At 70.6% G+C, this 13,155-nt stretch carries 10 protein-coding genes; 3 read left to right on the plus strand and 7 right to left on the minus strand.

Annotation, left to right across the window (positions count from 1 at the left end):
• Positions 1 to 830, plus strand: an 830-nt coding sequence (locus HG543_RS06770; RefSeq protein ID WP_246356816.1) for a DUF2520 domain-containing protein, incomplete at its 5' end; no start/stop codon positions are given.
• Here the strand turns inward: HG543_RS06770 and HG543_RS06775 are convergent.
• Positions 820 to 2,145, minus strand: coding sequence for a hypothetical protein (locus HG543_RS06775; protein ID WP_169343860.1), 1,326 nt, complete (start codon positions 2,143 to 2,145; stop codon positions 820 to 822). The two genes, HG543_RS06770 and HG543_RS06775, sit on opposite strands and share 11 nt — an antisense overlap.
• 86 nt (positions 2,146 to 2,231) lie before the next feature.
• On the opposite strand from HG543_RS06775, the gene HG543_RS06780 reads away from it, so the two are divergent.
• A complete protein-coding gene (locus HG543_RS06780) occupies positions 2,232 to 5,612 on the plus strand; it encodes a hypothetical protein (RefSeq protein ID WP_169343861.1) in 3,381 nt (1,126 codons plus the stop codon).
• Here HG543_RS06780 and HG543_RS06785 read toward each other — a convergent pair.
• The 6 genes from HG543_RS06785 to HG543_RS06810 form a co-directional block, all read right to left on the minus strand.
• The gene (locus tag HG543_RS06785; protein ID WP_169343862.1) at positions 5,609 to 5,941 is read right to left on the minus strand and encodes a hypothetical protein; all 333 of its coding nucleotides are present in this window, start codon (positions 5,939 to 5,941) and stop codon (positions 5,609 to 5,611) included. The two genes, HG543_RS06780 and HG543_RS06785, sit on opposite strands and share 4 nt — an antisense overlap.
• 13 nt (positions 5,942 to 5,954) lie before the next feature.
• Positions 5,955 to 6,527 carry a nicotinate (nicotinamide) nucleotide adenylyltransferase gene (gene nadD, locus HG543_RS06790; RefSeq protein ID WP_169343863.1) on the minus strand — a complete coding sequence of 191 codons (573 nt, stop codon included), beginning with the start codon at positions 6,525 to 6,527 and terminating at the stop codon, positions 5,955 to 5,957.
• Position 6,528: 1 nt separating this feature from the next.
• On the minus strand, positions 6,529 to 7,200 hold the full coding sequence (locus HG543_RS06795) for a hypothetical protein (protein ID WP_169343864.1): 672 nt from the start codon (positions 7,198 to 7,200) through the stop codon (positions 6,529 to 6,531).
• A gap of 18 nt (positions 7,201 to 7,218) precedes the next feature.
• Positions 7,219 to 8,400 carry an exo-beta-N-acetylmuramidase NamZ domain-containing protein gene (locus HG543_RS06800; RefSeq protein WP_169343865.1) on the minus strand — a complete coding sequence of 394 codons (1,182 nt, stop codon included), beginning with the start codon at positions 8,398 to 8,400 and terminating at the stop codon, positions 7,219 to 7,221.
• A 43-nt stretch (positions 8,401 to 8,443) separates the two neighbouring features.
• Positions 8,444 to 9,790: an adenylate/guanylate cyclase domain-containing protein gene (locus HG543_RS06805; RefSeq protein WP_169343866.1), complete on the minus strand. Its 1,347-nt coding sequence runs from the start codon at positions 9,788 to 9,790 to the stop codon at positions 8,444 to 8,446.
• Between the two features lie 68 nt (positions 9,791 to 9,858).
• A complete protein-coding gene (locus HG543_RS06810) occupies positions 9,859 to 10,599 on the minus strand; it encodes a tetratricopeptide repeat protein (RefSeq protein WP_169343867.1) in 741 nt (246 codons plus the stop codon).
• 75 nt (positions 10,600 to 10,674) lie between these two features.
• Here HG543_RS06810 and HG543_RS06815 point away from each other — a divergent pair, with 75 nt between their 5' ends.
• A complete protein-coding gene (locus HG543_RS06815) occupies positions 10,675 to 13,080 on the plus strand; it encodes an endonuclease MutS2 (RefSeq protein WP_169343891.1) in 2,406 nt (801 codons plus the stop codon).
• Positions 13,081 to 13,155: the final 75 nt, after the last annotated feature.

Genomic DNA, 13,155 nt, shown 5'->3' on the forward strand with positions numbered 1-13,155 from the left:
GTCCCACCCGTCCCCCCGTGGTCATCGTCGGCGCGGGCCGGCTCGGAGGCGCGCTGGGACTGGCGCTCGCTGCGAAGCGCTGGCCGGTGCGCCTGCACTCCCGTGGCACCGAGGGACGTGAGCGCGCCGAAGCGCTCGGCCTGAAGTCCGCCTCCCCTGCCGACCTGCGTCGCGCCCGCGTCGTCCTCCTTTGCGTCCCCGACGCGGCCGTCCCCACGGTGGCCGTGGAGCTGTCCGCCACCCTGCCCCGCACCGCCGCGCTGGTGCACACGGCGGGGGCCCTGTCCCTGGACGCGCTTGGCGACGCGAAGGGCCGCGCGCGAGGCTCCTTCCATCCGCTGTGCGCCGTGTCCTCTCCCCGGGACTCTCTCGTCGGGCACGCGGTGGCGGTGAGCACTCCGTCGCGCGCGCTGCGGGACGTGCTGCGGCGCATGGCGGCGGACGTGGGGCTCCAGGTTCTCGACGTGCCGGAGTCGCACCGCGCGGCCTACCACGCGGGCGCGGTGATGAGCGCGGGCGGGCTGGTGGCGCTGGCGGACGCGGCGGTGTTGGCGCTGGGCGCCGCGGGCATTCCTCCCGACGCGGCGCTGGCGGCGCTGCTGCCGCTGATGCGCTCGGCGCTGCGAGGGGTGGAAGCCCGGGGCCTCTCCGGAGGACTCACGGGGCCCATCGTCCGGGGAGACGCGGGCGTGGTGGAGGCCCACCTGGGGGCGCTCCCGGAGGAGGTCGCCCCGCTCTACCGGCTGCTGTCGCGGCGCGCGCTGGGGCTGGCCGGAAACCGGCTCCGCCCCGAGTCACGCGCCGCGCTGGAGCGGCTGCTCAGGTCGTGATGATGAGCGAGCCCTGAAGGGACTTGCGCACCACGGCCAGCGCCTGCTCGGAAGCGGCCTCCGCCTCGGTGAGGCGGCGCAGGCACAGTTCGCCCTGCACCTGCGTCACCGAGCGCTTCAGGTCGGCGAGCAGCGTGAGCGCGGCCTTGAGCATCTCCTCGCCCTGCGGCGACGGCGTGGCCGGCTTGCCGGACTCCTTCACCATGTACTCGGTGAAGCGCTTGATGGTGTCCGCCGTCTGGTTCGGGTCGAACTTCTCCAGCAGCGGCTTGATGCGCGCCGAGTTGATGCGGATGAGCCGCAGCGCGCCCACCTTGGCGAAGCCCGGGTGCACGAGGCCAATCTCGCTCATCTCGAAGGCGCCCAGCAGTCCCTCCTCGGGGGCCTTGTGCGAGTGCGGAACGATGTCCACGAAGAGGGGCAGCGGGTCGGCTCCCTGGGCGAACATCTCCTTCTCCTCGTCATCGACGGGAGGGAAGCTCGCCGGGCTGCCGATGAACAGCAGCGGCAGGACGATTTCGTGCCAGAAGTCCTCGGGCGCCGAGCCCGTGCCGCCCACGGTGCCGAACAGGTGGGCCATCAGCTCGGCCAGGCGCGGGGCGCGGTCGGCCTGCTCGATGAGCGGCTTCGTCGCGTCCAGGCGCTGCAGGGACTGCACAATCTGGCCGTCGAACTGCTGGCGCGCCTCCTGCGGCAGGGGCGGCTGGGTGCGGCCCAGGGCGTTGCGCACGTCGCGGGCCAGCGCGTCCGGCTTGTTCTCCAGGGCCGTCTTCGTCTTGTTCGTGTCCAGGACGACGAACTGGAGGAAGCCCGGGTCGAACAGGCGCTGGTAGTCCACGGGGGACAGCTTCGGGGCCTGGTTGCCCAGGGCCTGGGCGGGGTTGACGCTCAGGCGGGCCTGTCCCAGCGAGCGGCGGATGTCCGCGGCCAGGTCGTCCAGGCGGGCCAGCTTGCCCTGCCCCAGCGAGTCCATCACCGCGCCGAACGGCGACAGCATGATGATGGCGTCGGGGAAGCCCAGCGTGGCGCCCTCGGGCGAGTCACGGTTGGGGAACCAGAAGGCCTGGTGCTCCTGGATGAGGCGCAGGGCGAAGGCGCCCGCGATTCCGAGCGCCAGCGTCTGGTGCTCCGGCTTGTTCACCTGGAAGGGGCCACCGAGCAGCTTGATGACGGCCTTCTCCACGTCAGGCCAGGGGGCCTTGAGCAGGTCGACGGGCTTGCCCTCGGACTTCTCGAGCGCGCCAGCAACCTGCATCTGGGCGTGGTGGACATGCTGGGGAACGGGATACCCCTGGGGAGCGGCGGGTTCGGACATGGAGGAATCCAGAATCGAAAGGGAGGCGACGCGCCCCCCAAATACCGTGAAAAACGCGGTCGTGGCTACGTTTTGTGCCCGTTAGGATGCCGCGCATGCCCGCTCCCCGCCGGCTGCCTTCCTGGCATGCCCTGGCTTTCCTTCTCCTCCTGACACACGTGGGGTGTGCCTTCGTCTCACCCCGTTTCCCGCAGAACATCCAGGCCTCGTTCGCTCGGGACGAGATGAGGAAGCTGACGACGGAGTCGCTGGAGCTCTACTACCCGGAGCACCTGCGCGGGCCGGCGCTGCGGATGGCGGCGCGCCTGGAGGGCTGCGTGGCCCGGCTGCGCGGGGACACGTGGAGCCAGGAATCGAGGGGCCGGGTGCTCGTCTACCTGACGAGCTCGGACTTCAACAACGCGTACGTGGTGCCGGACTACGCCAGCACGCCGCAGCAGATGGTGATGCCGGCGCACGTGACGCTGGAGCTGTTCCACCTGTTCGGCCTGGGGGAGGTGGACATCGGCGACGTGGCCTGCCACGAGGCCGTGCACTACGTGCAGCTCCAGCAGACGGACGGGCTCTGGGGGTTCCTCAACACCGTCACGGGCGGCCTGTTCCAGCCCAACTCCTTCACCGAGTCGTGGTTCCTGGAGGGGCTGGCCACGTACTACGAGGGCCGCTTCGGCAAGGACACGGGGCGTCCGCACAGCCCCGTGTGGCGGGGCTGGTACGAGTCGGTGGTGCAGGCGCGTCGCGGCGGGCTGAACCCGGGCTTCCTCTCGCCGGAGCACCGGGCGTTGGACCCGTTCGGTGGCAACTACATCACCGGCATGCACTTCGTGGAGTACCTCGCGGGGAAGTACGGCGAAAAGCGGCTGTGGCGGCTGGTGGATCAGCAGGGCGACTCCATCATCCCTCCGGTGGCGGTGACGCTGCGCTTCAAGCGGGTGTACGGGAAGGACATCGGGACGCTGTTCGAGGAGTACACGCGGACGCTGCAGCGGGGCGAGGACGTGCGCGAGCGGCCGGCGTCGCAGCGGGTGTGGCTGACGGATGCGGGGTACTTCTCGCGACTGGTCGCGCATCCGGAGAGCGGCGCGACGGCGCTGGTGAGCGTGGGACGGGAGGAGTACTCGCGGCTGACGGTGCGCGAGGCGGACGGGCGCGTGCGCTTCGAGCGTCCGCTGACGGAGCTGCTGCCCTTGCGCCGCTGGGTGCTGGGGAGTCCTTCGCTGGTGAGCGGCATGTCGTTCAGCCGCGATGGCGCGTGGCTGTACCTGGTGATGTCGGACCTGGACGCGGAGGGCGGCTACGAGGCGCGGCTGTGGCGGGTGGACGCGCGCACGGGCGAGGTGGTGCGGACATGGGACGGCGTGAAGGGAATGGGCGGCAGCGTCACGCCGGACAGCGCGGCGTACGTGTACGTGAGCGTCGAGGGTGACACGGCGAATGTGGCGCGGCTGGAGCTGGAGACGGGGCGGACGGAGACGCTCACCCGCTTCGACGCGAGCGCGCCGGTGGGGCCGCCCGCGGTCGCTCCGGATGGGGCGCGGATGGTGTTCCCGATGGCGGGGAACCAGGGCTGGGACCTGGTGCTGCGCGAGGCGGATGGGAGCCTGCGCTGGCTGACGCGGGATGGACTGTTCAACTACTCGCCGCGCTGGCTGGACGCGGAGCGCATCGTGTTCCTGCGCGAGCACGAGGGCCGGCTCCAGGCGCACGTGATGACCGTGGCCACGCGAGAGGTGGTGCGCATCACGGACGCGCCGCACCTGGTGATGGATGTGAATCCGGTGGGCACGGGCGAGGTGACGTTCCTCAACCGGGATGGAATGGGCTTCACCCTGGACCGTGCGCCGGTGGCTCCAGTGCCGGAACGGGCCGTTCCTCCCGCCGCGCAGGCCATGACTTCGCGGCCCGGGACTTCTTCGGGCACCGCATCACCGTCTCCCAGCGCGGAGACTCCTCCGGGCACCTCGTCACCGTCGCCCGACACGGAGACGCCAGCGGAAACCGCCGCACTCGCGGCACAGCCCACGCCATCGCCGGAATCGCTCGCCGGGCCCACGGGCTCGCAGTCCTCCACGGCCCCGGAAGTTGCAGCGTCTCCGGGTACATCGCCGCAAGTACCCTCGGATCAGGAGTTCGCGGAGTTCCCTGGCACCAGCGCGCAGGGCTCCACCGGCGACACCTCCGATGCACCCGAGGCCACGGCACAGGCTCCGGGGACGCCTCCCTCTACGGATGAATCCTCGGGAACGCCTTCGTCGCCTGAAGCCATCGAGGGCAACACGGAATCACCTCCGCCCTCCCCTCCCCCGGCCGACGCGCCCACGGCGCTCGCGGAGCTGGATGCGCCCGTTGTTCCACCGGCGGACCCGGGCAGCGACCTGAACATCCTCTCCGACAAGCCCTACTCGACGCTGGAGGGCTTCTTCATCCCCGAGTTCCGCCTCCCCTACATCCTCTTCGGCACGGACGCGGCGAATGCGGACCGGACGCTGGTCAGCGGAGGGCTCGCGCTGTCCGGGCAGGACCGGCTCGGCTTCCACGGGTACTCGCTGCTGGTGTCCTTCAGCTCGGAGGAGGACGAGCCGAGCGCGGCGGTCTCCTACGGCAACGGTCAGCTCGCGCCCTGGTACGTGCAGGCCTCCGTGTCACGCATTCGCGAGAACACGCGCACGGACCTGCAGGGCACGCTGTACGCGTCGCGCACGTTCTGGACCACGCCGGTGGCGATTGGCCTGCTGGCACTTCGGCGCGAGTACGACCGGACCGAGCGCTTCCCCGGTCTCGTCACGCGGCTCATCGGCCCGGAGGCGTCCATCGCGTACTTCTCGGGAGACTCCACCTCGTACGGAGGCACGCAGCGCGGCCTGGGCGTCACGTTGGGCGGCGGCGTGTACCCCGGCGCCTTCCGTCGCGACTCGACGATGGGCGACGTGCGCCTGGGCCTGGACGGCTTCCTGGGAGGACTGCCCTTCACGGGCCGGGACAATCTCCATCTCACCGCGGTGGCGCGCTTCCTGCCCGGCGCGCCCGCGGGCCTGCTGGAGGTCGGCGGCATCAGCGCGGGCGAGCTCTGGTACTCCAGCCGGGACTCCACGGAGACGTCGCGGCTCCCGCTCGAACTGCAACCCGGCGTCGCCTTCAGCGAGTACCTGCGCGGCTACGAGGACCTGACGACGCGCGCGCGTAACGTGCTCCTCGGCAGTGCCACGTACCGCTACCGCGTCCCCATCGACTATGGCTGGGCGTCCACGCTGTGGCTGCTGCCCTCCCTCTTCGTGAGCAACTTTGAGCTGGAGGGCTTCGGCTCGCTGGCACGCGTGGACAACCGGAACAACCTCGGCGCGGTGGGCACGTCGGCGACGCTGAGCGTCACCTTCGGGCAGGCGGTGCCGGTCTCCCTCTTCTACCAGTACGCCTACCGCTTCGAGCCCGGCCTGGACCACCTGCACCTGTTCGGCTTCGTCCTCTAGTACCCGGGGGGACGAGGCAGGTCCTCCCATTCGCGGAGTCGCACGAGCCACAGCTCGGCGATCCTCACCGCGTGGCGCATGTCCCCGCCATTGCGACCGTCCAGGTTGCGGGAGGCATCCTTGCTCCCGGAGATTCCCATCAGCAGCTCGAACTCCCAGACACTGCCCTCTGGCAGCGGAGTGAACCGGAGGTAGCGGGTCTCGCCATCGACGACCCTCTCCACCGTGAGGCGGGGAATGCCGACGAACTCCTGCTCACGAAAGCTGACTGGCCCAACGCTCGCGAACAACTCCGTCAGGGCCTGGCGAAGCACGTCGAGTCGGGACATAGCGCCTCCGGGTCTACCCTCGCACTCCCAGCCCGTACAACCCATGCGCCCGCGCGTGCGCCAGTGACCCCGCGGGCACGAGCTCCGCGGGCTCCACCCCGCGCGCGAGCATGTCGCGCACGAGCGTGGAGGACACCTCCGCCAGCGGAGGCCCCACGGTCTCCGGCGCCGGGTAGCCCGCGCGGTAGAGCACCACCACGCGAGACATCTCCCGGATGCGATGGAAGTCCTTCCAGTGCGGCAGGTCCTTGAGGATGTCGCTGCCGATGATGAGCGACCAGCGGGTGTCCGGATAGCGCTCCACCAGCAGGGACAGCGTGTCCACCGTGCGCCCGGTGAGCCCCGGCTCGCGTTCAATCAAGGTCGTCTTCAGCCAGCCGGACGTCTCCGCGCACATCGCCTCGCACATGGCGACGCGGTGCTCGAAGGACTCCATCTGCTTGCCGAAGGGGTGCTGCCAGGACGGCATCAGCCAGACCTCGTCCACGCCCTGGGTGGCGTGCACGTACGTGGCGGCCATCAGGTGTCCCACGTGGGGCGGGTTGAACGAACCGCCGAGGAGCGCGACCTGCACGTCGGGCCTCACTTCACTTGAGGGTCAGCTTCGAGGACTTCTTCTCCAGCACCAGCAACCGAGGCGCCACGATTTCCCGTCCATCCAACCGGAACGCGGAGAAGCCCAGATCGCGGTCCACCTTCTCCAGCAGCGCGCACGTCTGCTCGGCCGCGCCCACCAGCCGCCCCGGGGTGATGAAGTAGCGCGGGCCAATCTGCACCACCTTCGGCTCCGACTCCTTCCCGTGGATGAACACCGACGCGTTCAGCAGGTCATCGCGCGTCAGGTCGTTCTTGTCGTGCACGATGCAGCACAGCGTGTCGGCGACCATGTCCATCGCCTTGTTGTTGATGGACGGATCCCGGTACTGGAGCGACTCGCGCTCCGGCACGCGCACGAAGCGCTCCATGACGAGCCGCCGGTCGTCTTCGGAGCTCACGTCCGCCGGAGCCGCCCCGCGCGCGGGCGTGCGGGGCAGCGTGTCCTGGCTGCCCAGCCAGTTCGTCACGTCGGCCAGGAAGTCCGCGTCCGAGTACTCGCGTCCGCCCCGCGCGCGCTGGCGGCGCCAGAGCACCCACTCGTCCAGGTCCGTGTAGCGAGCACCAGCGAAGATGAAACGGCGAGCGCCCTTCGAGCGCAGCAGCTCATAGGCCGCGTCGAAAGCCTCCATGTCGCCGTGGCTGTCGGAGAAGACGCCAATCACGTGTGGAACACCCCACGCTCAAGCGTACAGCAGGTAGGGCGCCCTTTGCTTCGCGAAGGTCTCCGTCTGGGCGGAGAACCCCTCCATCAGCCGGTCCAGGGGCCACCCCTCCTCGATGCCGCGCCGCACCTGCTCCGTGCCGCACAGCAGGTCGAAGGCCGGCACGTCCTCGACGAACTCGTACGCGTCCGCCCGCCAGCCGAAGTGCTTCGGCCCGATGTCGTGCAGCGCCTGGAAGATGGCGATGCCCGTGCGCAGGGACAAAAACGCGTTCCGGTCCGTCACGTGGATGAAAGCGCCGTTGCAGGACTCACCCTTGTACTTGTCGAAGGTGGGGGTGAAGCCCACGGCGCGGAAGGCCACGCCCGGCAGGTCCTCCTTCGCCAGCCGCGCCAGCAGCGCGTCCGTGTCCACCCACGGGGCGCCGAACTGCTCGAAGGGACGGCAGGTGCCGCGGCCCTCGGAGACGTTGGTGCCCTCCCCCAGGCACATGCCCGGGTACACCAGCGCGGTGTCCGGCGTGGGCATGTTGGGCGACGGCGAGATGAAGGGCAGCCCCGTGTCGTTCCAGAACTGCGCGCGGCGCCAGCCCTCGCACGGCACCACCGTCAGGTCCGCGCCAAAGCCCTCCTGCGCGTTGAAGAGCCGGGCCAATTCGCCCGCCGTCATGCCGTGGCGGTTGGGCAGCGCGTACAGGCCCACGAAGGAGCGGAAGCCCTCGCCCACGAGGTTGCCCTCCATGGCCGCGCCGTTGAGGGGGTTGGGCCGGTCCAGCACGTAGAAGGGCACGCGCGCCTTCGCCGCCGCCTTCATGGCCAGCGCCATGGTGTAGACGTAGGTGTAGTAGCGGCTGCCCACGTCCTGGATGTCGAACACGAGCGCGTCCAGCCCCTCCAGCCACTCCGGGCGGGGCGACAGCGACTCGAAGGTGGAGCCGTAGAGGCTGTGCACGGGCACGCCGGTGCGCCTGTCTCGCGCGTCATCCACGGCCACCATGTACTGGGCCTCGCCGCGCACGCCGTGCTCCGGCCCGAACAGCGCCGCCAGCTTCACGCCGGACGTGCCGGCCAGCAGGTCCGCCAGGTGGCGGAAGCGCGAGTCCACGCTGGTGGGGTTGACGATGGCGCCCACGCGCTTGCCCTTCAACGCGGAGAAGCCCTGCTCCACCCAGACATCCAGTCCCGTCTTCACCTTCGTCACGGTGTTTCCTTCCTCACTCACCCCAGGCCCGCGGGCCGGGCCGTCAGTCCTTGAAAGCCTTGAGCGCGTTCTTCGCGGCGTTCTTCGAGTCACACTTGCCGAGCCCGAGGAAGCCACCGCCGCCGTCATCCGGCCCGCCGTCCTCCTCCAGGTCCTCCAGCTCGCCCACGGCGCTCTTCAGCTTGAGCGCCGCCACCGCGTACGCCGCCGCGCTGCGCACGCCGCACTTCGGGTGCTCCAGCAGGTCGATGATGCGGTCCTCCGCGTCGTCGCTGCCCGCCCGCACCGCGCTCCGGTACGCGTCGATGGCGTCCCCGGCGTCGCCCTGTGCCTCGGCCAGCCGGCCCGAGAGGTAGTGGCGACGGCCCGGGTCCTTTTCGTCCTGGATGAGCCGCTTCGCCTCGCGAACCAGCGGGAGGCGCTCGTCCTCGGGAGCATCCTCCACCGCGTCGATGGCCCGCATCGTCGCGCCGCCGCCGAAGGCGACCACGGCCGCGCCGGCGACCACCGCCGTCAGCCCCAGGCCCACCAGCACCTTCCGCCCGGCGACCTTCTCGCGCAGGCGAGCGCCCAGGCCGGGAGTCTTCAGTTCCTCGCTCAGCCGCGAGAACAATGACCCACCCACTGTGCGGGCCTGCTGCCCCAGCACGGACGCGCCCGCCGCCGCGCGCTGCCCCAGCACCGACGCCCCCGAGGCCGCGCGCTGGCCCAGCACCGCCACGCCCGCCGCGGCGCGCTGGCCCAGGGCGGACAGGTCCACCGGTGGGGAGAGCGTGGACTCGGGCACGCGCGACAGCGCCAGGTTGCCGAAGGGCGGCATCTTCTCCGTGCCCGGCGCCTCGGCGATGGTGGCGGCCGTCGGGGCCTCCACGCGGTACGGCGCGCGGGGCACGTGGAAGACGCGAATCTTCCCGGGGATGCCCTTCAGCTCGAAGGCACCCACCTCCTTCGAGGGGACCTCCGCCTTGTTCATGGCCAGATAGACGGCCTCGGTGAAGTACACCTCTCCGGCCTCGGCGAGGCTCTCCACCCGGGCGGCGATGTTGACCGGCTCACCGAAGACGTCGTTGGACTCCAGCCGCACCTCGCCCACGTTGATGGCCACGCGCACGTGGAGCTGCTCGGGCTCCGGGACGGAGCGGTTGTGGTGCCACAGCCGGTCCTGGATGGCGATGCCGCTGAGCACCGCCTGGGTGGGCGACTCGAAGGTGACGAGGAACGCGTCACCGATGGACTTGATGATGCGTCCACCGAAGGCCTTGAAGAGCGGCGCCAGCAGGGCGTGGTGGACCTGCAGCAGGCGCTGGTTCTCCTCCAGCGTCTGCCGGCTGGTCCGCTCGGTGAAGCCCTTGATGTCGGTGAAGACGATGGCGAGGTTGGCGGTCTTCAAAGCGGGCGCAGTGTACGTGCCACCGCCCGGGGCGCAATCGTCACGACCCGGTGGACGCCCGCCCGCTGTCAGCGACGCGAAGGCTTCAGCTCACGCAGGACGCGCTTCTGTTGCGGCTCCATCGACTTGCGAACCTTCTGCGCGAGCTGGGGGCGGCCCGTTCGCTCGTAGAAGTCGGCCAGCCGCCGGAGCACCAGCGGGCTGCCCGGCTGATAGGTCCTCGCGGCCAGGAGTTCCTTCTCGGCATCCAGGAGCCGCTCCTGGTTTTCCAGCACCTCGGCCAGCTGGAGGCGCACCTGCACCCACTCCGGCTTTGCGCGGGCGAGGTAGCGGTAGTGCAGCTCGGACTTGAGCCAGTCCCCCTGGGAGGCCCACAGGCCGCCGAGCCGGAAGCGGGCGTCCTCGTAGGAGGACCGGTACTGGACCGCCTGCTCGTATGCCCGGATGGCCTGAAGCCGGTCACCCCGCTCCTCCCACAAGAGCCCGCGCAGGTACCAGGCCCGGGGGTTATTGGGAGCCTTCGCAATCACCGTGTCGAGGTGCGCTTCGGCCCGGTCCAACGCCCCGCCCGTCTTCAGGAGGAGCCGGGCCGCCTCCAGCCGGGGCAACTCCCAGGCGGGCTGGGCGCGGATCAGCGCCTCCAGGGCGGAGAGCGCACCCGCGTCGTCTCCCGCGGCCTCGAGGGCCAGGGCGTCTGGGAGTGAGGAAGGGGCCGGCGCGGCTACGGGCGCGCCGGGTGCCGTCAGGGTGGACGGTTCCGCCGCGTCAGTCGCGCCCGCAAGCAAAGCCGCCAGGAAGACCCACTTCATGCGTGGCTGATAACAGAGCCGACCCGGGCTCCTCAACAGATCCCCTTGACGGCCGACCAGCCGCGCATGAAACCCATGACCGTGCAGATTTCTCAAAGGACATTGGAAGACCTGGGCTTCTCGGAAGTGCTCCGCGCGCTGACGCAGCGCTGCCGCACCGAGCCCGGAAGGGAACGGGTACTCGCCCGTCCGTTCCTCGACACCCCGGAGCAGGTCGCGGAGGCGCTCGCGCTCGTCGCGGAGGCCCGCTCCCTTTCACAGGAACAGTTCTCCCTCCCGCTGGGCGGCGTGGTGGACCTGCGCATCCCCATCGGCCACGCGGCCAAGGGTGGCATGCTGGAGCCCCGCCAGCTCATCGACTCGGCGCAGCTCCTGTTCGCCTTCGTCCGCACCCGTGAGGCGCTGGACGAGCGCAGGGAGCGCGTCCCCCGGCTGATGGAGATTGCCCGCCGGCTGCCCATGCTGGAGTCGCTGGCCCGCCGCATCGACCAGTGCTTCGAGCCGGACGGGGAGATTTCGGACCGCGCCAGCCCCGAGCTGCGCGAGGCCCGTGACAGGGCGCGCGGCCTGCATCGCCGCATCAAGTCGCGGCTGGACGAGCTGCTCCACGACGAGAGCTTCCTGCCGAAGCTGCGGGAGAACTACTACACCATCCGCAACGGCCGTTACGTGGTGCCGGTGGTGTCGAACTACCGCTCCGAGGTGGACGGCATCGTCCACAACGCCAGCCAGACGGGCCAGACGCTCTTCATGGAGCCGCAGGCCATGGTGGGCCTGGGCAACGACCTCGCCATCGCCCAGTCGGTGGTGGCGGAGGAGGAGCGCAAGGTCCTCCAGGAGCTGAGCGACCTCCTGGGCCGCGAGTCGGACCGCATCCTCGAGGGCCTCGCGGCGGTGGCGGAGCTGGACGAGGCGGAGGCGGTGGCGATTCTCGCCGCGGACCTGGATGCGACCACGCCCGAGTTCGCGGAGGTGAAGGACCTGGAGCTGCGGCTGTTGCGCCATCCGCGCCTGGTGCTGCGGGGCACGGAGGTGGTGGCCAACGACGTGACGCTCACGGGCGACGCGCGGGCGCTGGTGGTTTCCGGCCCCAACGCGGGCGGCAAGACGGTGACGCTGACGGGCGTGGGCCTGTGCTCGCTGATGCTGCGGGCGGGCCTGCCGATTCCGGTGGCGGAAGGCTCGCGGATGCCGCTGTACCGCTCGGTGCACTCCACGGTGGGCGACGCGCAGGACCTGGCCCAGGGCCTGTCCACGTTCAGCGCGCACGTGGTGATGCTGCGAGACATCATCGCGGCGGCCGGCGAGGGCTCGCTGGTGCTCATCGACGAGATTGCCGCCGACACGGACCCGCGCGAGGGCGCGGCCATCGCCATCGCGGTGCTGGAGGACCTGATGGCCAAGGGCGTGGTGGTGCTCGTCACCACGCACCTGGAGGAGCTGAAGGCCCTGGCGCACATGGACCCACGCTTCCTCAACGCGCGGGTGGGCTTCGACTCGAAGCGGATGGCGCCCACGTACCGCCTGCAGATTGGCGCGGCGGGTCAGTCCTCGGCCATCGAGATGGCGGCGCGGGTGGGTCTGCCCCAGCGGGTGTGCGAGCGCGCGCGGGAGCTGTCGCTGAACGCGGGCGGTCCTTTGTCCAAGGCGCTGGCGGCGGCCGAGGAGGAGCGCCGCAAGCTCTACGAGGAGCTGGAGCGGGCGCGCGTGGCGGCGAAGGAAGCGGAGGCGCTGCGGGCGGACCTGGAGAAGCAGAAGCAGCAGTTCGAGCGTGAGCGCCGCGCGAGGATGATGCAGTTCAACGAGGACGTGCACGCGGCGAGCGAGCTGGCGGCCAACGAGGTGCGCGAGCTCCTGGCGAAGCTGCGGGCCGAGCAGAACGAGAAGGCCCTGTCGGAGGCCCGGCTGCAGCTGCAGCAGCGGGCGGAAGAGGCGCAGAAGCGGGCGCTGGCCGCGAAGGCGGAGCTGTTCCAGGTGGAAGCGCCGGGGCCGGCGAACCTCAAGGTGGGCGCGTGGGTGCACCACTCGGGCCTGGGCCGGGATGTGGAAATCCTGGAGCTGGCGGATGGGCAGGCGGTGGTGTCCGCGGGTGGCGCGCTGAAGATGCGGGTGCCGACGTCGGAGCTGTCGGGCTCGCGCTCGAAGAAGCCGCAGCAGGCGAAGTTCCCGGAGCGTCAGAAGCAGGAGGCGGCGCTGAAGAAGGCGGCCTCCGTGGCGCCCTCGGAGGTGGAGGCGACGAACTTCCGCTGCGACGTGCGCGGCATGCGCGCGGACGACGCGCTGAAGGAAGTCGAGGCCTTCCTGGATGGGGGAATGCGCAGCGGCGAGGAGGCCGCGCTCATCATCCACGGCCACGGCACGGGGGCGCTGAAGCAGGCCATCCGTGACTACCTCGCCGCCTCGCCGTACATCCGCATGTTCCGCCCCGGTGAGAGCCACGAGGGCGGAGACGGCGTCACCGTGGTGTCGCTGCGGGCGTAGGCCCTCGCGCCTCCAGGTCTGGAATCGAACGGGGCCGGACGTCGCTGGAGACAGCGGCTTCCGGCCCTGCTGCTT

The sequence above is a fragment of the Pyxidicoccus fallax genome, from assembly GCF_012933655.1.
GTDB classification, from domain to species: Bacteria; Myxococcota; Myxococcia; order Myxococcales; family Myxococcaceae; genus Myxococcus; species Myxococcus fallax.

Bases quoted from the DNA above. Each gene is read 5' to 3' on its own strand.
- HG543_RS06775 (WP_169343860.1), bottom strand. From the start codon at position 2,145: ATGTCCGAACCCGCCGCTCCCCAGGGGTATCCCGTTCCCCAGCATGTC.
- HG543_RS06780 (WP_169343861.1), top strand. From the start codon at position 2,232: ATGCCGCGCATGCCCGCTCCCCGCCGGCTGCCTTCCTGGCATGCCCTG.
- HG543_RS06785 (WP_169343862.1), bottom strand. From the start codon at position 5,941: ATGTCCCGACTCGACGTGCTTCGCCAGGCCCTGACGGAGTTGTTCGCG.
- HG543_RS06810 (WP_169343867.1), bottom strand. From the start codon at position 10,599: ATGAAGTGGGTCTTCCTGGCGGCTTTGCTTGCGGGCGCGACTGACGCG.
- HG543_RS06815 (WP_169343891.1), top strand. From the start codon at position 10,675: ATGACCGTGCAGATTTCTCAAAGGACATTGGAAGACCTGGGCTTCTCG.